General features: G+C 57.9%; 17 protein-coding genes. 3 read left to right on the top strand and 14 right to left on the bottom strand.

Annotated features, from left to right (window positions below; genetic code table 11):
- Position 1: 1 nt before the first annotated feature.
- From glgX to asd, 3 genes are all read right to left on the bottom strand, one after another.
- Positions 2-1,975: a glycogen debranching protein GlgX gene (glgX, locus tag O1722_RS01560; RefSeq protein ID WP_033488066.1), complete on the bottom strand. Its 1,974-nt coding sequence runs from the start codon at positions 1,973-1,975 to the stop codon at positions 2-4.
- Positions 1,972-4,158, bottom strand: a complete 2,187-nt coding sequence (gene glgB, locus O1722_RS01555; protein ID WP_033488067.1) for a 1,4-alpha-glucan branching enzyme — start codon at positions 4,156-4,158, stop codon at positions 1,972-1,974. The genes glgX and glgB overlap by 4 nt, the downstream gene beginning before the upstream one ends.
- A 239-nt stretch (positions 4,159-4,397) precedes the next feature.
- Positions 4,398-5,501, bottom strand: coding sequence for an aspartate-semialdehyde dehydrogenase (gene asd, locus O1722_RS01550; protein WP_003861575.1), 1,104 nt, complete (start codon positions 5,499-5,501; stop codon positions 4,398-4,400).
- A 178-nt stretch (positions 5,502-5,679) separates the two neighbouring features.
- Here asd and yhgN point away from each other — a divergent pair, with 178 nt between their 5' ends.
- Positions 5,680-6,273 carry an NAAT family transporter YhgN gene (gene yhgN, locus O1722_RS01545; RefSeq protein ID WP_003861574.1) on the top strand — a complete coding sequence of 198 codons (594 nt, stop codon included), beginning with the start codon at positions 5,680-5,682 and terminating at the stop codon, positions 6,271-6,273.
- Between the two features lie 186 nt (positions 6,274-6,459).
- On the opposite strand, the gene O1722_RS01540 is transcribed toward yhgN, so the two are convergent.
- The 6 genes from O1722_RS01540 to O1722_RS01515 all read right to left on the bottom strand — a co-directional run bounded on the left by O1722_RS01540 (position 6,460) and on the right by O1722_RS01515 (position 12,213).
- Positions 6,460-6,906, bottom strand: coding sequence for a hypothetical protein (locus O1722_RS01540; RefSeq protein WP_033488068.1), 447 nt, complete (start codon positions 6,904-6,906; stop codon positions 6,460-6,462).
- Positions 6,907-7,271: 365 nt separating this feature from the next.
- Positions 7,272-8,612, bottom strand: coding sequence for a gluconate transporter (gene gntU / locus O1722_RS01535; protein ID WP_100151294.1), 1,341 nt, complete (start codon positions 8,610-8,612; stop codon positions 7,272-7,274).
- Between the two features lie 3 nt (positions 8,613-8,615).
- Positions 8,616-9,143 carry a gluconokinase gene (gene gntK, locus O1722_RS01530; protein ID WP_003861569.1) on the bottom strand — a complete coding sequence of 176 codons (528 nt, stop codon included), beginning with the start codon at positions 9,141-9,143 and terminating at the stop codon, positions 8,616-8,618.
- 126 nt (positions 9,144-9,269) lie between these two features.
- Positions 9,270-10,265: a gluconate operon transcriptional repressor GntR gene (gene gntR / locus O1722_RS01525; protein ID WP_033488070.1), complete on the bottom strand. Its 996-nt coding sequence runs from the start codon at positions 10,263-10,265 to the stop codon at positions 9,270-9,272.
- Positions 10,266-10,356: 91 nt separating this feature from the next.
- A complete protein-coding gene (locus O1722_RS01520) occupies positions 10,357-11,052 on the bottom strand; it encodes a pirin family protein (RefSeq protein ID WP_003861565.1) in 696 nt (231 codons plus the stop codon).
- A 123-nt stretch (positions 11,053-11,175) separates the two neighbouring features.
- Complete coding sequence (locus O1722_RS01515; RefSeq protein WP_032655374.1) at positions 11,176-12,213, bottom strand: oxidoreductase; 1,038 nt, start codon at positions 12,211-12,213, stop codon at positions 11,176-11,178.
- A 310-nt stretch (positions 12,214-12,523) separates the two neighbouring features.
- Here O1722_RS01515 and yhhY point away from each other — a divergent pair, with 310 nt between their 5' ends.
- Complete coding sequence (yhhY, locus tag O1722_RS01510) at positions 12,524-13,012, top strand: N-acetyltransferase (RefSeq protein ID WP_015571463.1); 489 nt, start codon at positions 12,524-12,526, stop codon at positions 13,010-13,012.
- Positions 13,013-13,099: 87 nt separating this feature from the next.
- On the opposite strand, the gene ggt is transcribed toward yhhY, so the two are convergent.
- On the bottom strand, positions 13,100-14,845 hold the full coding sequence (gene ggt / locus O1722_RS01505; protein ID WP_072134592.1) for a gamma-glutamyltransferase: 1,746 nt from the start codon (positions 14,843-14,845) through the stop codon (positions 13,100-13,102).
- 122 nt (positions 14,846-14,967) lie between these two features.
- Between ggt and O1722_RS01500 the strand changes: the two genes are divergently transcribed.
- Positions 14,968-15,339 carry a DUF2756 family protein gene (locus O1722_RS01500; protein ID WP_017384131.1) on the top strand — a complete coding sequence of 124 codons (372 nt, stop codon included), beginning with the start codon at positions 14,968-14,970 and terminating at the stop codon, positions 15,337-15,339.
- On the opposite strand, the gene ugpQ is transcribed toward O1722_RS01500, so the two are convergent.
- The 4 genes from ugpQ to ugpA are packed head-to-tail and all read right to left on the bottom strand — an operon-like array spanning position 15,329 to position 18,867.
- The gene (ugpQ, locus tag O1722_RS01495; RefSeq protein ID WP_033488071.1) at positions 15,329-16,069 is read right to left on the bottom strand and encodes a glycerophosphodiester phosphodiesterase; all 741 of its coding nucleotides are present in this window, start codon (positions 16,067-16,069) and stop codon (positions 15,329-15,331) included. The two genes, O1722_RS01500 and ugpQ, sit on opposite strands and share 11 nt — an antisense overlap.
- Positions 16,066-17,136: a sn-glycerol-3-phosphate import ATP-binding protein UgpC gene (locus O1722_RS01490; RefSeq protein WP_033488072.1), complete on the bottom strand. Its 1,071-nt coding sequence runs from the start codon at positions 17,134-17,136 to the stop codon at positions 16,066-16,068. Before O1722_RS01490 ends, ugpQ begins: the two co-directional genes overlap by 4 nt.
- A 1-nt stretch (position 17,137) precedes the next feature.
- Positions 17,138-17,983, bottom strand: a complete 846-nt coding sequence (gene ugpE, locus O1722_RS01485) for a sn-glycerol-3-phosphate ABC transporter permease UgpE (RefSeq protein ID WP_033488073.1) — start codon at positions 17,981-17,983, stop codon at positions 17,138-17,140.
- Positions 17,980-18,867, bottom strand: a complete 888-nt coding sequence (gene ugpA / locus O1722_RS01480; protein WP_003861551.1) for a sn-glycerol-3-phosphate ABC transporter permease UgpA — start codon at positions 18,865-18,867, stop codon at positions 17,980-17,982. The genes ugpE and ugpA overlap by 4 nt, the downstream gene beginning before the upstream one ends.
- Between the last annotated feature and the right edge of the window lie 42 nt (positions 18,868-18,909).

The raw sequence follows: 18,909 nt of genomic DNA, 5'->3' as shown, positions 1-18,909 counted from the left end.
ATCATCTTTGGAATACGCACACTCCGTGCGCAGGCCCGTGCCAGACAGCCATAACAACCGGATTATCCGCTCCGGCAAAGGGAGGAATGGCTCGCCATTCCCCGTCAGGTAAAACAATCTCTGCGACGTCATCCGTCGCGTTCAGCGTCACCAGCCACGCATCCGAAAGCAGGATTTGCAGACAGGGTATGCCGTGTTGCCACTCTTGCGCGCTTAACGGTTGCGCGTCTTTATTCAGCCAGCGAACGTTTCCGTCGCCCTCTTCCCACCAGCGGTCGGCGGTGAGCGCGGGGATGCGCTGGCGAAGATGGATCAGCGCCGCGGTGAAATGGGTCAGCCCGCTGTTCGCTTCTCCCCAGTCGAGCCAGGTCAGGGTGTTGTCCTGGCAATAGGCGTTGTTGTTGCCGTGCTGGCTGTGGCCGTGCTCATCGCCCGCCAGCAGCATCGGCGTGCCCTGCGACAACAAAAGCGTCGTCAGCAGCGCATGAACGCTGGCGCGTCGCCGCTCGATCACATCCAGACTTCCACCTAACCCTTCTATACCATGGTTGAAGCTATGGTTATTGTTAGTCCCATCGCGATTCTCCTCGCCGTTTGCCTCATTGTGTTTCTGATTGAAACAAACGCAGTCGCGCAGCGTAAAACCGTCGTGTGCCGTCAGCAGGTTAATGGTGGCCGACGGACGTTTGCCGTCACGCTTGAAGAGATCGCTGGAGCCGGCAAAGCGACCGGCAAACTCCCCCAGCGACAGATCGCGCGTCAGCCAGAAGCGGCGGATGGCATCGCGGAAGTGGTCGTTCCACTCGGCAAACAGCGGCGGGAAATTCCCCACCTGATAACCGCCCTCTCCGATATCCCAGGGCTCCGCGATCAGCTTAACCTTTGAAAGCACCGGGCAGTTTTTGATGGCCTCAAACAGCGGCGCCTGCTGGCTGAACGCCGGGGTGCGCCCCATCACCGGCGCCAGGTCGAAGCGAAAACCGTCCACGTGGAACGTCTCAACCCAGTATTTCAGGCACTCGTACGCGTAATGCGTAACGGCCGGATGACTGAGGTTGAGGGTGTTACCGCACCCGGTCCAGTTCTCGTAATCGCCGTCGTCCCTGATCCAATAATAGCTACGGTTATCGATTCCGCGCTGTGAGAGCGTCGAGCCGTCAAGATCGCTTTCCGCACTGTGGTTCAGCACCACGTCCAGAATGACCTCGATACCCGCCGCGTGAAGCGCCTTCACCGCATCGCGAAACTCATCCCGTGCCTTCTCCGGCTGCACCGCGTAGCGCGGGTCGAGGGCGAACATCGCCAGCGGGTTGTAGCCCCAGTAGTTGCTTAACCCAAGACGCTGTAGCCGCGGCTCGCTGGCGAAATGCGCCACGGGCAACAGCTCCAGCGCGGTGATCCCTAAGTGCTTCAGGTACGCGACCATCGTCGGATGCCCAAGCGCTTTGTAGGTGCCGCGCATCTCTTTAGGGATCGACGGATGCAGATATGTCAGCCCTTTGACGTGGGCTTCATAAATAACGGTGTTACCCCACGGCGTGCGCGGCGGGGCATCGTCTTCCCAGTCATAGAGATCGTGCACCACCACGCTTTTGGGCGCGATGGGCGCGCTGTCGCGGTGGTCAGGTTCGCCGTAGCCAACGTGGAACAGCGAGTCATCTTTAAACTCACCGTCCACGCGGTGCGCGCACGGGTCAATCAGCAGCTTCGCCGGGTTAAACCAGTTCCCCTGAGAGGGCTCCCAGGGGCCGTGTACGCGAAAACCGTAGTGCATCCCCGGCCGTCCTCCGGCCAGGTAGCCATGCCAGGTATCCCCCGTGCGCGCCGGTAAATCGTAACGGTGCTCGTTACCTTCCCCGTCAAACACACAGAGTTCCACCCGCTCCGCATGGGCGGAAAAGAGCGTGAAGTTCACCCCCTTTCCGTCAAAACTCGCCCCGAGCGGTTCGGGTTTACCTGCCGTAAGCTGCGTCATTCACCCTCCCGCACCAGCCAGATTGTGCCAAGCGGCGGCAGCGTCAGGCTCAGGGAGTTCGGACGGCCGTGGCTTTCAATGGCATCGCTCTGCACCAGGCCACCGTTACCCGCGTTGCTGCCGTGGTAGTGCATGGAGTCGGTATTGAGAATTTCGCGCCATTTGCCCGGCTGGTTAATGCCGAAGCGGTAGTGTTCGCGCGGCACCGGCGTGAAGTTGCTGGCGACAATGATCTCGTTACCCGCCTTGTCGCGGCGCACAAAGACAAACACCGAGCGCTCGTGGTCGTCCACCACCAGCCACTCAAAGCCGTACGGATCGAAGTCCAGCTCGTGCAGCGCTTTGTGGTGGCGATAGGTCAGGTTCAGGTCACGGACCAGACGCTGTACGCCGTGGTGCCAGTTGTCCGCGCCTTCCAGCAGATGCCAGTCAAGGCTGGTATCGTGGTTCCATTCGCGCCCCTGCGCAAATTCGTTGCCCATAAACAGCAGTTTTTTGCCCGGGAAAGCAAACAGCCAGCCGTAGTAAGCGCGCAGGTTGGCAAACTTCTGCCACGCGTCCCCCGGCATGCGGTCGAGAATGGATTTCTTGCCGTGCACCACTTCATCGTGCGACAGCGGCAGCATGAAGTTTTCGGTGTAGTTGTAGAGCAGCCCGAAGGTGAGCTTATCGTGGTGATACTGACGATAAACCGGGTCGAGCTTCATGTAGTCGAGCGTGTCGTGCATCCAGCCGAGGTTCCATTTGTACCAGAAGCCCAGACCACCCATTGCCGGTGGACGGGAAACGCCCGGGAAGTCGGTGGACTCTTCTGCCATGGTCACGGCGCCTTCCACCTGCTCGCCGATAATGCGGTTGGTGTTGCGCAGAAACTCAATCGCTTCGAGGTTTTCACGGCCACCATACTCGTTCGGGATCCACTCCCCCTCTTTGCGGCTGTAGTCGCGGTAGATCATCGACGCCACCGCATCCACGCGCAGGGCATCAATGCCGAAGCGTTCGATCCAGTACAGCGCGTTCCCGACCAGGTAGTTCGATACTTCACGGCGACCGTAGTTGTAGATCAGCGTGTTCCAGTCCTGGTGATAGCCTTCGCGCGGGTCGCTGTGCTCGTACAGCTTTGTGCCGTCGAACTCTGCCAGCGCAAAATCATCCGACGGGAAGTGGCCCGGCACCCAGTCGAGGATCACGTTCAGCCCGGCGGCGTGCGCGGCATCGATGAAATAGCGGAAGTCATCGCGCGTGCCGAAGCGGCGCGTGGGCGCATACAGCCCGGTTGGCTGATAGCCCCAGCTGCCGTCAAATGGGTGTTCGTTGATCGGCAGCAGCTCCAGATGGGTAAAGCCCATCCATTTGGCGTACGGCACCAGCTGGTCCGCCAGCTCGCGATAGCTCAGCCAGAAGTTGTTATCGGTGTGGCGACGCCACGAGCCGAGATGCACTTCATAGACGGAGATTGGCGCATCAAAGCGGTTGGCCTGCTTGCGCTCCTCACTCTGGACAACCTTCTCCGGCAGGCCGCAAATCAGCGAGGCGGTATTCGGGCGTAGTTCTGCCTCAAAGGCGTACGGGTCGGATTTAATGCGCAGCTTGCCGTTGGCATCGATCATCTCGAATTTGTAGAGCTGACCGTTGTGCGCGCCGGGGATAAACAGCTCCCAGATGCCGGTTTCCCGGCGCAGGCGCATGGGGTGACGACGACCGTCCCAGTAGTTGAACTGCCCGACGACGGAGACGCGCTGGGCGTTTGGCGCCCATACGGCAAAACGCGTGCCGGTGATACCGTCCATGGTATCCGCATGGGCACCCAGCGTTTCGTAGGGGCGTAAATGGGTCCCTTCGGACAGCAGCCAGGCGTCCATCTCTTTTAAGAGCGGGCCGAAGCTATAGGGATCGTCAATCAGGTTTTGCTGACCGTGCCAGATAACGGCAAGCTGATAACGAAAAGGATTTTTACGGCGGGGCATGACGCCCGAGAAGAAGCCACGCGAGTCGAGGCATTCCAGATTACCCACCTTGCGGCCGGTTTTGGGTTCGATAACCCACACTTCTGTTGCATCCGGTAACAGCGCCCGAACTTCCAGTCCGGCCTCTGTACGGTGCATCCCTAGCACAGAAAAGGGGTCGGCAAAGTGACCCGCAATAAGCGCATTAATCACGTCTCTCGAAATACGATCGGACATGGTGTTCATCCTGTTTTTTTATGTCGCCCTTTTTACGCGCTCCGGGACGACTTTTAATGTGACCTAAACGGTGCAGTTAATCCTCTCTGCTCCGCCCTACCCTCAGGTGAGAAATAAATCTTCCTTAAAGCATAGCCAACGTCGTGGGTCCTCCTGATAAAAAATAAGACATCTGCGTTTTACTCCATGTAGTACGCAAAAAAAGGGGGTGACAATCACCCCCCGTGTTTAACAAATTATTACGCCAGCTGGCGCAGCATGCGGCGCAGCGGCTCGGCTGCACCCCACAGCAGCTGATCGCCAACGGTGAACGCGGAGAGGTACTCCGGCCCCATGTTCAGCTTGCGCAGACGACCAACCGGGGTGGTCAGCGTGCCGGTAACGGCTGCCGGGGTCAGTTCTCGCATGGTGATATCGCGATCGTTTGGCACCACTTTCGCCCACGGGTTGTGTGCGGCCAGCAGCTCTTCCACGGTCGGAATAGACACATCTTTTTTCAGTTTAATGGTAAAGGCCTGGCTGTGGCAGCGCAGCGCGCCGATACGCACGCACAGACCGTCAACCGGAATGGTGTTCGCGGTGCCGAGGATTTTGTTGGTCTCAGCCTGGCCCTTCCACTCTTCGCGGGTCTGGCCGTTATCCAGCTGTTTGTCGATCCACGGGATCAGGCCACCGGCCAGCGGTACGCCAAAGTTATCCACCGGCAGCTCGCCGCTGCGGGTGAGCTGAGTGACTTTACGCTCGATGTCGAGGATGGCGGACGCCGGGTCTGCCAGCTCGGCAGCGACGCTCTGGTGCAGCTGGCCCATCTGGGTCAGCAGCTCACGCATATGACGCGCGCCGCCGCCGGACGCCGCCTGGTAGGTCGCCACGGAGACCCACTCCACCAGATCCTGTGCGAACAGGCCGCCGAGGGACATCAGCATCAGGCTGACGGTGCAGTTACCGCCAACAAAGGTTTTCACGCCGTTGTTCAGGCCGTCGGTGATGACGCCCTGGTTAACCGGGTCAAGAATAATGATGGCATCGTCTTTCATGCGAAGCGAAGAGGCCGCATCAATCCAGTAGCCCTGCCAGCCGCTTTCACGCAGCTTCGGATAGATTTCGTTGGTATAATCGCCGCCCTGGCAGGTCACAATAATGTCGAGTGCCTTCAGCGCTTCCAGATCGTAAGCATCCTGCAACGTGCCTGTGGTACCCCCAAAGGACGGTGCAGCCTGGCCGAGCTGGGAAGTGGAGAAGAAGACCGGGCGGATGGCGTCGAAATCGCGCTCTTCAACCATGCGTTGCATGAGTACAGAGCCGACCATACCGCGCCAGCCGATAAAACCAACGTTTTTCATAGCATTTTTTTCCTGCAAGGGGTGTGTGCTGATTGTGCAAGCCAGTATTGAACTGGGATATGCTTCACATTACAAAATGCTGCCAAAGTCGCAAGCGAAATTAATCGATGATTGCCCGGCAATCAGAAAAAGTGCTAATCATCGCAATGACCACAATAAGTATCAGGGATAATTTAAGATGAGTGAAATCATTTCCGCAGCGGTTTTATTGATCCTGATTATGGATCCGCTCGGTAATCTGCCGATCTTCATGTCAGTGCTGAAGCATACCGAGCCGAAGCGCCGCCGGGCGATCATGATCCGCGAGCTGCTCATCGCCCTGCTGGTGATGTTTATCTTCCTGTTCGCCGGTGAAAAAATCCTCGCTTTCCTGAACTTACGCGCCGAAACGGTCTCCATTTCCGGCGGGATCATTTTGTTCCTGATTGCTATTAAGATGATTTTCCCGAGCGCGGAGGGCAGCAGCAGCGGCCTGCCTGCGGGTGAAGAGCCGTTTATCGTGCCGCTGGCAATTCCGCTGGTCGCCGGGCCAACGATTCTGGCGACGCTGATGCTGCTGTCGCATCAGTATCCGAATCAGATGAGCCATCTGGTGATTGCCCTGCTGATCGCCTGGGGCGGGACGTTTATTATCCTGTTGCAGTCGTCGCTGTTCCTGCGCCTGCTGGGTGAGAAAGGGGTAAACGCCCTGGAGCGCCTGATGGGGCTGATTCTGGTGATGATGGCGACGCAGATGTTCCTGGACGGGATCCGGGCGTGGATGAAAGGGTAGGTAAAAGCAAAACGGCAATTTTGATTGCCGTTTTTAGTGTTTGCCCCCTCTCCCTGTGGGAGAGGGCCGGGGTGAGGGCATCAGGCCGCAGAGGTCTTATTTTGTCGGGTGGCGGCTTCGCCTTACCCGACCTACAACAAACTCTGGTCCCGTAGGCCGGGTAAGCGTAAGCGCCACCCGGTTTTTTTACAGCGGCATGATGCCTTCCTTTGTGAGCAACCAGCGCGGCGCTTTCAGCGTATCACTGTAAAACCCCACTAAATCCTGCAACAAATCTCCTGCGACTCTTTCATCGCTTTCTGACAGCGAATGCGCTAACAGCATTTGCGTTAACAGCTGGCAATATCGCCCTAACTGATCCACTTCCGGTTCGAAGACCGGCACGTCCAGCGGCAGGTCATCTACCGTCAGGCTGGCTTTTAAATATTCCGGAACAGGTTCAAGCAGCGTAGGCTGAAGCAGTGCGAGGCAGGCTGAGAGCCGTCCGCACAGCGCCATCTTCTGGGTTGGATCGTCACATTCAACCAGCACGTCGACAAACCGCGAGCAATTATCTGCCAGTTCGGTGAAATCAGTGGTGTGATCAAATGGGGTAGTAAATAAAGTGTGAGAAAAGTTAGGGGTAGTAGTCATAAGACAGCCTCTGATGAGTAATGTGTATCCACCACTGGAGAGGCTAATCTCACGGGTGGTGGAACCAGACAGGGTTAGCCTTACCGGCCTCATCAGCTACCGGCGCGTCTTGCGACGCCCCCGCCTGGCCCACCATTGGAGTGTAGCCAAGCGCACGACACGATAACACTCGTGTCGCTGATGAGGTAGTTCAGGAGGCTAATCCTGACGCCTGATTTTGCAGGCGCGGCAAGAAGATACTGCGTTGGGGGCGGGGTGACAAGAGAGGCTCTGGAAGGTGGCTCGCAAAACGAAATTTTATTTTAGGGTGTGGCCTGATGCCCTCACCCCAGCCCTCTCCCACGGGGAGAGGGAGAAAACAGGGATTAGCTCAGCAGCGTAAACGCAATCATCCCGACAACCGCACCCGTCGTGCCGAGGATGGTTTCCATCAGCGTCCAGGTTTTCAGGGTTTGCGCTTCGGTTGCGCCGGTAAATTTACCGAACAGCCAGAAGCCCGCGTCGTTCACGTGAGAAACCACAATCGAGCCACCCGCGATACTGATAGAGAGCGCCGCCATCTGCGCACCGGAGTAGTTCAGCTGTTCAATCACCGGCATCACCAGACCCACGGCGGTTAAGCACGCTACGGTCGCGGAGCCCTGAATGATACGTACCGCCGCGGCCAGCACGAAACAGGTGACTGCAATCGGCAGCCCCATCCCGGTCAGCGCTTCGCCCAGCGCCGGACCAACGCCGGAATCCACCAGCACCTGCTTAAACACGCCGCCCGCCCCGATCACCAGCAGGATAATCCCCGCCGGTTGCAGCGCGGCACCACAGATCTCCATCACGCGGTCTTTCGGCATGCCCTGACGCATCGCCAGGCCGTAAATTGCTACCAGACACGCCACCAGGATCGCGGTGAACGGATGACCAATAAATTCGAACCATTCGTAAGCGGTTGACCCCACCGGCACAAAGCGCGCAGCGATGGTTTTCAGGCCCACCAGCACCAGCGGCAGCAGGATCAGCGACAGGCTGAAGCCGAAGGACGGCATTTTTCCCTCGCCCAGGTGCGGCTCGGAGATGTCATCCGGAATGTGCAGCTCAACGTAACGGCTGATGAAGTTGCCCCACAGCGGACCGGCGATAATCATCCCCGGAATTGCCGCGCACAGGCCAATCAGGATCATCCAGCCAAAGTCAGCATGCATCTGGGAGGCCAGCAGCATCGGCGCAGGCCCCGGCAGCAGGAACGCCGCCGCCGCCGCCACGCCCGCAAACAGCGGAATGACCAGCTTCACGAGGTTGGTACCAGTATGCCGCGCCATGGAGAACGCCACGCTAATCAGGAGCACAACGGCCACTTCAAAGAACAGCGGCAGCGCGCAAATCAGACCGGCCAGACCAATCGCGTAGTGCGCACGGCTGTGCCCGAAGGATTTCAGCATCTTGACCGCAATCTGATCGACCGCGCCCGTCTCGTGCAAAATCTTGCCAAACTTCGCGCCCAGCGCCACCACAATGGCCAGGAAGCCGAGCGTGCCGCCCATCCCTTTTTCCATCGTCGCCGCGATTTTGTCGAGCGGCATGCCGGAAAAGAGACCGGCACCAATAGAAACCACCATCAAAGCCACAAAGGCGTGCATACGCGCCTTCATCACTAAAAACAGCAGCAGCAATACGGAGCCCACTGCTGTCAAAACTAGCGTTAATGTACTCAAAACTTACTGCCTTTTATTAATAACCTCGATGGTGCTGGCAACAACACCTTCCAGCGGCTGATCGATATCAACCACTAAGACATCCTGTTCGTCAGCTCCCGGCTCCTGCAACGCTTCGAACTGCGTTACCAGCATCTGGGTTTTGAAGAAGTGGCCTTTACGCGCCTTCAGGCGGCTTTCAATCACCCCGAAATCACCTTTCAGGTAGATGAAAGAGAGGTTCGGGTTGCCGTCGCGCAACAGGTCGCGATAGGTTTTTTTCAGTGCGGAACAGACGATCAGGGAGACTTTATTGGTGCGCTGCATCGCGAACGCGGCGTCATTCAGCGCCTGCAACCATGGTTTGCGGTCGTCGTCGTTCAGCGGCTCGCCGGAAGCCATTTTCATGATGTTGCTGCGCGGATGGAGGAAGTCACCATCAAGAAACGCAGCCTGGAGTTGATGCGCCACTTCGCTCGCCACGGCAGATTTACCGCTACCGGACACGCCCATCAGGACGTAAACGTGGTGATCGTGATTAGTCGTGCTCAAAGGGTGTCCCTCAGTCAATTGTTACGGGTAACAGTTATCGGTAACATTGTCCTGCCGGGGCATAAGAGAAGCAATATCCAAACGTGCGCGAAGTGAATAAGTGTGAGCTACTTCAAATTTGTCGGATTAAATAGATCCACCCGGTGACAAGGTGAAACCTAAATCTAACATTTTCGGGGTAACTGACTCACCACGAATGCGCGCCAGCAGGCGCTCTGCGCCAATGCGGCCCATGCGTTCACGCGGGGTCAGGACGCTCGCCAGACGCGGCTCCATCACCTGGCCAATGTCGTGGCCGTGGAAGCCGGCAATCGCCATATCATCCGGGATTTTTAAACCCAGACGCTGGCACTCAAACGCGGCGCCGACCGCAAGGTCATCGTTGGTGCAGAAAATACCGTCCAGTTGCGGATACTCGCGTCGCGCCTGACGCATCAGCTCAATACCCGACGTGTAAGAAGAAGATTGCTCCACCATCACGCTGTACGGGGTTAAACCGGCGTCGAGCATCGCCTGCTCGTATCCCTTCTGTTTGATGATAGTACGTTCATCCAGACGCGCACCCAGATAGGCCACATGGCGATGACCGCGGGCGATGATCGCCGCCGTCATCTGACGCGCCGCTTCAAAGTTATCGAACCCCACGGCGATGTCGAGGCACGGCGACTGGCTGTCCATCAGTTCCACCACCGGAATGCCTGCCACTTCAATCATTTTCAGCGTGCGCGGGGTGTGAGTACGTTCCGTTAAAATCAGGCCGTCGATGTTCCAGGAAAGCATCGATTCAAGACGTTCCTCTTCCAGTTCCGGCTTGTACCCGTAGTGGGCGAGCATGGTCTGATAGCCAAACGCATCGGTGACGCTTTCAATGCCACGCAGCACTTCGGCGAATACCTGGTTGGTTAAGGAAGGAAGCAGGACGCCCACCGCACGGCTGGTTGCATTGGAGAGAATATCGGGCGCGCGGTTGGGGATATAACTCAGTTCATCAAGGGCGGCGGCAATCTTGCCACGCAACGCCACGGAAACCTGTTCCGGGTTACGTAAAAAACGGCTGACCGTCATTTTGGTCACACCGACGCGATCGGCGACATCCTGAAGTACGGGGCGTTTCTTTTTCATCGTCCTGAGAAATCTTGAAGTGAGAGATTTGCTCAGTTTATCACGGACAAAGCTCAACCTTCCCCGTTTAAAGGGAAGGTTGAGAAATTATTTAGACCGGCGGCAGGTCAAACAGCAGAATTTCACTTTCGCTGTCGGCATGCACGGAGAGCGCCTGCTCATCCCAGACTGCCAGGCCATCGGCGGTTGTCGCTTTGGTGCCGTTGATGGACACTTCACCTTTCACCACCTGGATCCACACGCGGCGGTTAGCGGCAATCTGGTGTACAGACTGTTCATCTTTCGCCAGCGCCCAGCGGTACAGCTCCATATCCTGATGCACTTTCAGGGAGCCTTCACGCGCATCCGGGGACAGCACCAGCTGTTTGCCCTGTTTCGCGTCGAAGCGGCGCTGCTCGTAGCGTGGCGTGATGCCGGTCTCTTCTGGAATGATCCAGATTTGATACAGGTGCAGTTTTTCCGTTTTGCTCGGGTTGTACTCAGAGTGACGCACCCCGGTACCCGCGCTCATAATCTGGAACTCGCCCGCCGGAACCTGCTCTTTGTTGCCCATGCTGTCCTGGTGCTCAACCGCCCCTTCCAGCACATAGGTCAGGATTTCCATGTCTTTGTGCGGGTGGGTACCGAAGCCCTGGCCTGCATCAATCACGTCGTCGTTAATCACGCGCAGTGCGGAGAAGCCCATAAAGTTCGGGTCGTAGTAGTCGGCAAACGAGAATGAATGCCATGAGTCCAGCCAGCCATGATTCGCGTGACCACGTTCGTTTGCTTTGCGTAAGTAGATCATTGTTTTCACCCTCAGTTCGTTTCGATGGAGTAAGTGTGGACGCAAACGCCCTGGGATCATAGAGGGTGAAAATTGACTCCTCTGTTCAAAAATTTAGAACAAGCGAAGAGGAGCCATTTTTGCTTATCTGGCGAGGGTTACCGTGGCAGGAGAAGCCTGTTCGAAGGCCCGTTCGAGGATTTCCAGGTTGGTCAGAACGTCAGATTCCTTGACATAATTCGGCGCGCCGGTGGCGAGGGTGTCATACAGCGCATCGTAGACGCGTCCATAGTCGCCCGTTTCCGGCTTTAGCTCTTCCCTGACCGTCAGGCCCTCGTCGTTCACGTACTCCAGCACGCCCACGGAATCATCTGCCGCAAAGCCCGGTTCACCCGGCATGATATTGGCCTTCAGGCTGGTCTCCTGTTGGTCAATACCGTACTTAATAAAGGAGCCTTTCTTGCCGTGAACGATAAATTTCGGGTAGTCGATTTTCACCAGATGGCTGGTTTTTACGATGGCTTTCAGGTCGCCGTAGAACAGCTGCGCTTCAAAGGTATCGTCCGGGTTGGCCTTATTGCGCAGGCTGCGGATGTCATACGCCACGTGGTCCGGGCGGCCAAACAAGGAGATGATCTGGTCCATGGTGTGCACACCGAGACCGTAGAAAGATCCGTCCTGCGGCAGTCCGGGCTGGGTTTCCGCCACCGGGCGGTAGTAATCGAAGTGGCTTTCGATTTCCACGATCTCGCCGAGTTTGCCGCTTTCAATTGCCTTTTTTGCCGTCAGGAAGCAGCTGTCAAAGCGACGGTTCTGGTACGGCGTGACGGTCAGCCCTTTGCTTTTCGCCAGCGCGAACAGCTCCTTCGCTTCGGCGATGGTCGGGGTGAACGGCTTTTCCACCAGCACGTTTTTACCTGCTTCCAGCGCGCGTTTCGCGTAGTCAAAGTGGCTGTCGGCGTGGGTACAGACCACCACCAGCTTCACCTGCGGGTCGTTAAGCACCTCATCAAGATCGCTGGTGAAATGAATATGGGAATACTGCGGAGACTGCTCTTCTGGCTTCGCGCGGCGGCGATAGATATGGGCCACGTGCCAGGTCTCTTTTCGGTTAAGAACATACGGAAGGTGGTAACGCGTGGTGCTTTTGCCAAATCCAATAAATGCACAATGTAGTGTCATGGCTCAGTCCTTTTGGAAGGTTACTGAGTTTTACCATAGCGCATGTTTTGCCCTCACCCCAGTCCTCTCCCACAGGGAGAGGGAGAAAAAGGGCAAAAAAAAGCCAGCGAGAAGCTGGCTAAAGTAATACTGGAAGCAATGTGAGCAATGTCGTGCTTTCAGGTTCCCGTAGGAGGTCTTCCTGAATGCAGAGCAATAATAATCATTCTCATTCGCACTTGTCCAACACTTTTTGCAAAAAATAGCGATTGACTCAACTTTTAAAGTCACTGATGTTGGAGGGGACTTTTAACTGACTGAGGAACAAGGAATGAGTGAGATAGTGATACGCCACGCTGAACCGAAAGATTACGACGCCATTCGTCAGATCCACGCCCAGCCGGAGGTGTACCACAACACGCTACAGGTTCCTCATCCTTCAATGGAAATGTGGCAAATGCGGCTAGGCGAACAGCCGGGCATTAAACAGCTGGTTGCCTGCATTGATGATATCGTGGTCGGCCACCTCACCATTGATGTCGCCCAGCGACCACGCCGCAGCCACGTTGCAGATTTCGGTATCTGCGTTGGCGCGCAGTGGCATAACCGCGGCGTGGCCAGCGCGCTGATTCGCACCATGATCGATATGTGCGACAACTGGCTGCGCGTCGACCGCATCGAGTTAACGGTGTTTGTGGATAACGAACCGGCAATCGCGGTGTACAAAAAGCACGGGTTTGAGATTGAAGGCACCGGCAGGCGCTACGCCCTGCGCAACGGCGAGTATGTGGATGCGTATTATATGGCGCGTATGAAGTAGTTTGTTGCCGGGTGACGGCTTCGCCTTACCCGGCCTACGTTCGTGCCGTTGTAGGCCCGGTAAGCGCAGCGCCACCGGGCAAAAAAATCAATACCCCGCCGTTAAATCATCCACCGAACGCGGGTCCGATGCGCCAAATAGCGCCCCGTCCGGCCCGACCATAATGCTCTGGGTGCTGCCCATCGCCTCCTTCACCGCCACCTTCTGCCCGCGCTGCTCAAGCAGCTTGAGGGTGTCCGGGCTAAAGCCCTTCTCCACGCGCAGCTCGTCCGGCAGCCACTGGTGGTGGAAACGCGGCGCATTGGTCGCTTCGGCGACGTTCATCCCAAAGTCGATACTGTTCACCACCATTTGCAGCACGGTTGTGATAATCCGGCTCCCGCCAGGGCTGCCGGTCACCAGCCAGGTTTTGCCGTCTTTCACCACGATGGTGGGCGACATGGACGACAGCGGGCGCTTCTTCGGCCCGACCGCATTCGCATCGCCGCCGACCAGGCCGTAGACGTTCGGCACGCCCGGTTTGGCAGAGAAGTCATCCATCTCGTTGTTCAGCAAAATACCGCTGTTGCCCGCCACAATCCCGGTGCCGAAAGTGGTGTTAAGCGTGTAGGTCACCGCCACCGCGTTACCGTCTTTATCTACCACCGAGAAGTGGGTGGTCTGGTTACTTTCATACGGCGCCAGCTTGCCGGGGCGGATCTCGCTCGACGGCTTAGCCTTATTGATGTCGATCTCGTCGGCAATCGATTTGGCATAGGCTTTGTTGGTCAGCGCCTGCCACGGCACCTTCACGAAGTCCGGATCGCCAAGGTATTCCGAGCGGTCAGCGTAGGCACGCTTCTCCGCCTCCGCCATCACCTGCATGGCATCGGCACTACCGAAGCCGAACTTGTGCATATCGAAGTTTTCCAGAATATTGAGGATCTGCACGATGTGAATGCCCCCGGAGGACGGCGGCGGCATGGAGAAGACCTCGTAGCCGCGATAGGTGCCGCTGATCGGCTCGCGCTCCACCGCCTTATATTCCGCCAGATCCGCTTTGGTGATCAGCCCGCCGTTCTTCTGCATCTCATCGGCAATCTGATCGGCAATCGGCCCCTTATAGAAGGCGTCCGGACCGTTTTCGGCAATCAGTTCGAGACTTTTTGCGAGGTTCTTCTGCACCAGCTTATCGCCCTTTTTCAGCGGCTCGCCGTCTTTCCAGAAGATAGCCTTGCTGTTCTCATGATTGGGAATAACTTCGCTGCCGTAGGTTTTGAGGTCGTCCGCCAGCGCGTCGTTGACGACGAAGCCGTCGCGCGCCAGCTTGATGGCAGGCTGCACCACTTTATTCAGCGGCAGCGTGCCGTATTTTTCCAGCGCCAGCGAGAAGCCCGCAACGGTGCCCGGCGTGCCGGAGGCAAGGTGCGAGGTCAGAGACTTTTTACTGTCCGGATTGCCCTGATCGTCGAGGAACATATCGCGGGAGGCCTGGTTCGGCGCCATCTCACGGAAGTCGATGGCCGTGGTTTTACCGTCTTTGGTGCGCAGCATCATAAACCCGCCGCCGCCCAGGTTCCCCGCCTGTGGATGCGTCACCGCCAGCGCATATCCCACCGCGACCGCCGCATCCACCGCGTTACCGCCCTGCTTAAGAATATCGACGCCCACCTGCGTTGCCAGCGCGTCAACCGAGGCCACCATGCCGTGCGTCGCCCGCACGGGGTGAAAAACATCCTCCTCCACGCCGTAAGAGACCGGAGGAGCGGCGGGCGGGTTGGCCGCCACGGTAAATGTGCCGCCTGCCATCAGCGCAGCGATGGCGACCCAGCGCAAAAAGGTTGGTTTCATCATTATTGTTCTCCAGGTGAAGGGGCCCATATTCCCCGCTTAAGCCTGGTTCACAACTCTTAAAAAATCATCGTTATGCCGGAATCAGGGTAAACTTAAGAGAAGCCTCAAAGGAGGAGATAACCATGAAACGATTACTGATCCTGACCGCGCTGCTTCCGTTCGCCGCGCTCGCACAGCCAATCAACACCCTGAACAACCCGAACCAGCCGGGCTACGTCATTCCGAGCCAGCAGCGTATGCAGACGGAGATGATGAGCCAGCAACAGCAGCAGAAAGGGATGCTCAATCAGCAGTTAAAAACGCAGACCCAGGTGCAGCAGCAGCACCTGCAAAACCAGATGAATACCAACACCCAGCGCGTGCAGCAGGGCCAGATGCGGGAGCAGCCGCTGCCAAACTCAAACGGTGGGATGTTAGGGGGCGGGGTGTCGCAAAGCAGCGGTCAGCAGCACATGCTGCCGACCCAGCAGAACGGCAGTATGCTTAATAAATAAAGTTCGGCCCAATCTGGTCAATCGCATCGGTACAGATGCTGTCCACGCCCCAGCGCAGCAGCTCGGCTGCACGCTGGGGTTTATTGACGGTATACACCAGGATATGCAGACCGGCCTCCTTCAACAGCGTCACGCGCGCTTCATCCAGCAGCTTATGGTTGAGGTGGATCGACACGCAGCCTAAGAAGGTCGTCAGCGCGCGCCAGTCTTCTCGCCACTCATCCAGCAGCAGCCCGCGCGGCAACTCCGGTACGGCAGCCTGTGCGGCTTCCAGCGCGTCGATGTCAAACGACGACAACAGCGGCGGGGTCATCCCTTCCCACAGTTCGCGCGCGGCGAGGGCAATCACTTTACCCGTCAGCGGCCCGGTGCCGGTGGTCGGTTTGATTTCGATGTTGGCCATCATGCCGTGTTGACGACAGCGGTCCGCCACTTCCGCCAGCAGCGGCAGCGGTTCGCCTTTAAATTCGCCGCTGTACCAGCTTCCGGCGTCCACCTTCAGCAGGTCACGCCACGGCAGTTCACCTGCCACGCCCCAGCCGTTGCTGGTGCGTTCGAGATTGTCGTCGTGCAGCAGGAAAATTTCGCCGTCATTCGACAGCTTCGCGTCGAATTCGATCATCGTGTGGCCGTAGCGCGCGCCAACGTCAATTGCCGCCAGGGTGTTTTCCGGCGCCAGCTTACCGCCGCCCCGGTGGGCGACGATGTGGGGGTAAGGCCAGTTGCTCATACTCGTTGTCCTGTTTCACCGTCAAATAAGTGCAGGTGATTTTCCGGCATATGCAGCCACAGCGTGCTGCCTGCCTTCGGGCGCTCCTGATGCGGCAGGCGCACCACCAGCTTTTGCTCGCCCCAGCGCCCGTGCGCCAGGTTGTCTGCGCCCAGCATCTCCAGCGTATCTATCACCAGCGGCACGCCGCCGTCCGCCTGAGACGTCAAACCAATATGCTCCGGGCGGATACCGAGCGTCATCTTACGCCCGGCGTAGCCACGATAGTACCAGTTGATCGGCAACGCCATCCCGCTTTCCAGCTCGAAGTGGGTTCCCGCCGCATTGATCCGCCCGTCCAGCAGGTTCATCGCCGGGCTGCCGATAAAGCTCGCCACAAAACGGCTGGCCGGTTTTTCGTAGACCTCCACCGGGGTGCCAATCTGCTCGGCGATGCCTTTGTTCATCACCATCACGCGCTGGGCGAGGGTCATGGCTTCAACCTGATCGTGAGTCACATAGAGGGACGTGGTTTTCAGGCGGCGATGCAGCTGCTGTAGCTCAAGGCGCATCTGCACGCGCAGTTTGGCGTCGAGGTTTGACAGCGGTTCGTCGAACAGGAATACCGCCGGGTCGCGCACGATGGCGCGCCCCATCGCCACGCGCTGACGCTGGCCGCCGGAGAGCTCGCGCGGGCGGCGCTTAAGCAGGCCGTCAAGTTCCAGAATGCGCGCGGCTTCTTTTACGCGCTCGTCGATATGACCTTTGCCCATACCGCGAATTTTCAGCCCCCAGGCCATGTTCTCTTCCACGCTCATGTGCGGATAGAGGGCATAGTTCTGGAACACCATCGCGATGCCGCGATCTTTGGGCTCCATCTCGGTGACGCGCTGGCGGTCAATCCAGATATCCCCGGACGTTACGCGCTCCAGCCCGGCCACCATACGCAGCAGGGTGGATTTTCCGCAGCCGGACGGGCCGACCATCACGATAAATTCCCCGTCCGCCACGTCGAGCGTCAGCGGCTGAATGACCTGGGTTTTACCGTCCCAGCTTTTGGTAACTGCCTGTAATTTTAAACCTGCCATCTTATTTCTCGCTATCGACCAGGCCGCGGACAAACGCGCGCTGCATGGCTAAAACAATGACTACGGGTGGGATAAGGGTGAGCAGCATCGCCGCCATCACCTGGTTCCAGAGGGTGGTGCCTTCGCCGGTGGCGATCATGCCTTTGATGCCTGCCACGGCGGTGCCGAGGTTGACGTCCTGAACGATCAGCAACGGCCACAGATACTGGTTCCAGCCGTAGATAAAGGTGATCACAAACAGCGCCGCGAGGTTGGTTTTCGACAGCGGCAGCACGATGTCGCGGAAGAAGCGCATCGGCGAGGCCCCGTCGATGCGCGCGGCTTCAATCAGCTCATCCGGCAGGGTCATAAAGAACTGGCGGAACAGGAAGGTGGCGGTCGCCGAGGCCATCAGCGGCAGGGTTAAGCCCGCGTAGCTGTCGAGCATCTTCAGGTTGGCGATCACCTCCACCGTCGGGAAGATACGCACCTCTACCGGCAGCATCAGGGTGATGAAAATCATCCAGAAAAACAGGTTACGCAGCGGAAAGCGGAACCAGACGATGGCGAACGCTGAGAGCATCGACACCGTAATTTTGCCGACGGTGATGCCAAACGCCATGATGAAGCTGTTGAGCATCATCAGCCAGAACGGCGCGCTGTTGGCGCCCACGCCCTGGGTCCAGATGGTCTTCATGTTTTCGAAAAGGTGTCCGCCCGGGATCAGCGTCATCGGCGTGTCGAACACCGCTTTAGTGTCCAGCGTGGCGGCGACGAAGGCCACGTACAGTGGGAACAGGATGACGATAATCCCTAAAATCAGCATGGTATGGCTGAAAATCGTCAGCCCGCGACGGATCTCAATCATTGGTAGCGCACCTTACTTTCGACATAGCGGAACTGCACCACCGTGAGGATGATGACGAGGAACATCAGCACCACCGACTGCGCGGCAGACGCTGAGAGATCAAGTCCGGCAAAGCCTTCGCGGTAGATCTTGTAAATCAGCGTGGTGGTCGCCTGCACCGGGCCGCCCGCGGTGGCGGCGTCAATCACCGGGAAGGTATCGAAGAAGGCGTACACGAGGTTAACCACCAGCAGAAAGAAACTCACCGGGGCGATCAGCGGCAGCGACAGCCGGAAGAAGCGGCGCACCGGCCCTGCGCCGTCGATGGCGGCGGCCTCCACCAGCGAACGCGGGATAGACTGTAGCGCGGCAAAGAAAAACAGGAAGTTATAGCTGATCTGCTTCCACACCGAGGCGAACACCACCAGGAACATCGCCTGACCGCTGTTCTGAGCGTGGTTCCAGTCGTAGCCAAACTCGCCCAGGAAGTGGGTAATCAGCCCGCGCCCTGGGTTAAACAGGAAGATCCACAGCACGGCGGCCACGGCAGGAGCCACGGCGTAGGGCAGCAGCATCAGGGTCTGATACAGACGGCTGCCGCGCACCACGTAATCCACCAGCGCGGCGAAAAACAGCGACGCGACAAGACCGCTCACGGTGACCAGCGCACTGAATTTGATCGTCGTCCAGAAGGAGTCCAGGTAGTAGCTGTCGTGGAACAGCGCGGTAAAGTTGTCCAGCCCGACAAACTGGCTGGAAAGCCCGAACGGATCCACGCTTTGTACCGAGTACCACAGCGCTTCGCCCGCAGGCCAGATAAAGAAGATAACGGTGATGACCAGCTGCGGTGCGACCAACAGGTACGGCAGCCAGCGGGAACGGAACACCGGACGGGATGAGGACATTGAGATTAGGTTCCTGAACATTGCCGGGTGGCGGCTACGCCT

The organism is Enterobacter cloacae complex sp. HYC003_NIDB, assembly GCF_056673375.1.
This window is presented reverse-complemented; position numbering and strand designations above follow the sequence as displayed.

Coding starts and splice junctions, on each gene's coding strand:
- yhgN (WP_003861574.1), top strand. CDS start 5,680: ATGAGTGAAATCATTTCCGCAGCGGTTTTATTGATCCTGATTATGGAT.
- glgX (WP_033488066.1), bottom strand. CDS start 1,975: ATGACGCAGCTTACGGCAGGTAAACCCGAACCGCTCGGGGCGAGTTTT.
- O1722_RS01490 (WP_033488072.1), bottom strand. CDS start 17,136: ATGGCAGGTTTAAAATTACAGGCAGTTACCAAAAGCTGGGACGGTAAA.
- glgB (WP_033488067.1), bottom strand. CDS start 4,158: ATGTCCGATCGTATTTCGAGAGACGTGATTAATGCGCTTATTGCGGGT.
- gntR (WP_033488070.1), bottom strand. CDS start 10,265: ATGAAAAAGAAACGCCCCGTACTTCAGGATGTCGCCGATCGCGTCGGT.
- ugpQ (WP_033488071.1), bottom strand. CDS start 16,069: ATGAGCAACTGGCCTTACCCCCACATCGTCGCCCACCGGGGCGGCGGT.
- ugpE (WP_033488073.1), bottom strand. CDS start 17,983: ATGATTGAGATCCGTCGCGGGCTGACGATTTTCAGCCATACCATGCTG.
- yhhY (WP_015571463.1), top strand. CDS start 12,524: ATGAGTGAGATAGTGATACGCCACGCTGAACCGAAAGATTACGACGCC.
- asd (WP_003861575.1), bottom strand. CDS start 5,501: ATGAAAAACGTTGGTTTTATCGGCTGGCGCGGTATGGTCGGCTCTGTA.
- ggt (WP_072134592.1), bottom strand. CDS start 14,845: ATGATGAAACCAACCTTTTTGCGCTGGGTCGCCATCGCTGCGCTGATG.
- O1722_RS01515 (WP_032655374.1), bottom strand. CDS start 12,213: ATGACACTACATTGTGCATTTATTGGATTTGGCAAAAGCACCACGCGT.
- O1722_RS01520 (WP_003861565.1), bottom strand. CDS start 11,052: ATGATCTACTTACGCAAAGCAAACGAACGTGGTCACGCGAATCATGGC.
- O1722_RS01500 (WP_017384131.1), top strand. CDS start 14,968: ATGAAACGATTACTGATCCTGACCGCGCTGCTTCCGTTCGCCGCGCTC.
- O1722_RS01540 (WP_033488068.1), bottom strand. CDS start 6,906: ATGACTACTACCCCTAACTTTTCTCACACTTTATTTACTACCCCATTT.
- ugpA (WP_003861551.1), bottom strand. CDS start 18,867: ATGTCCTCATCCCGTCCGGTGTTCCGTTCCCGCTGGCTGCCGTACCTG.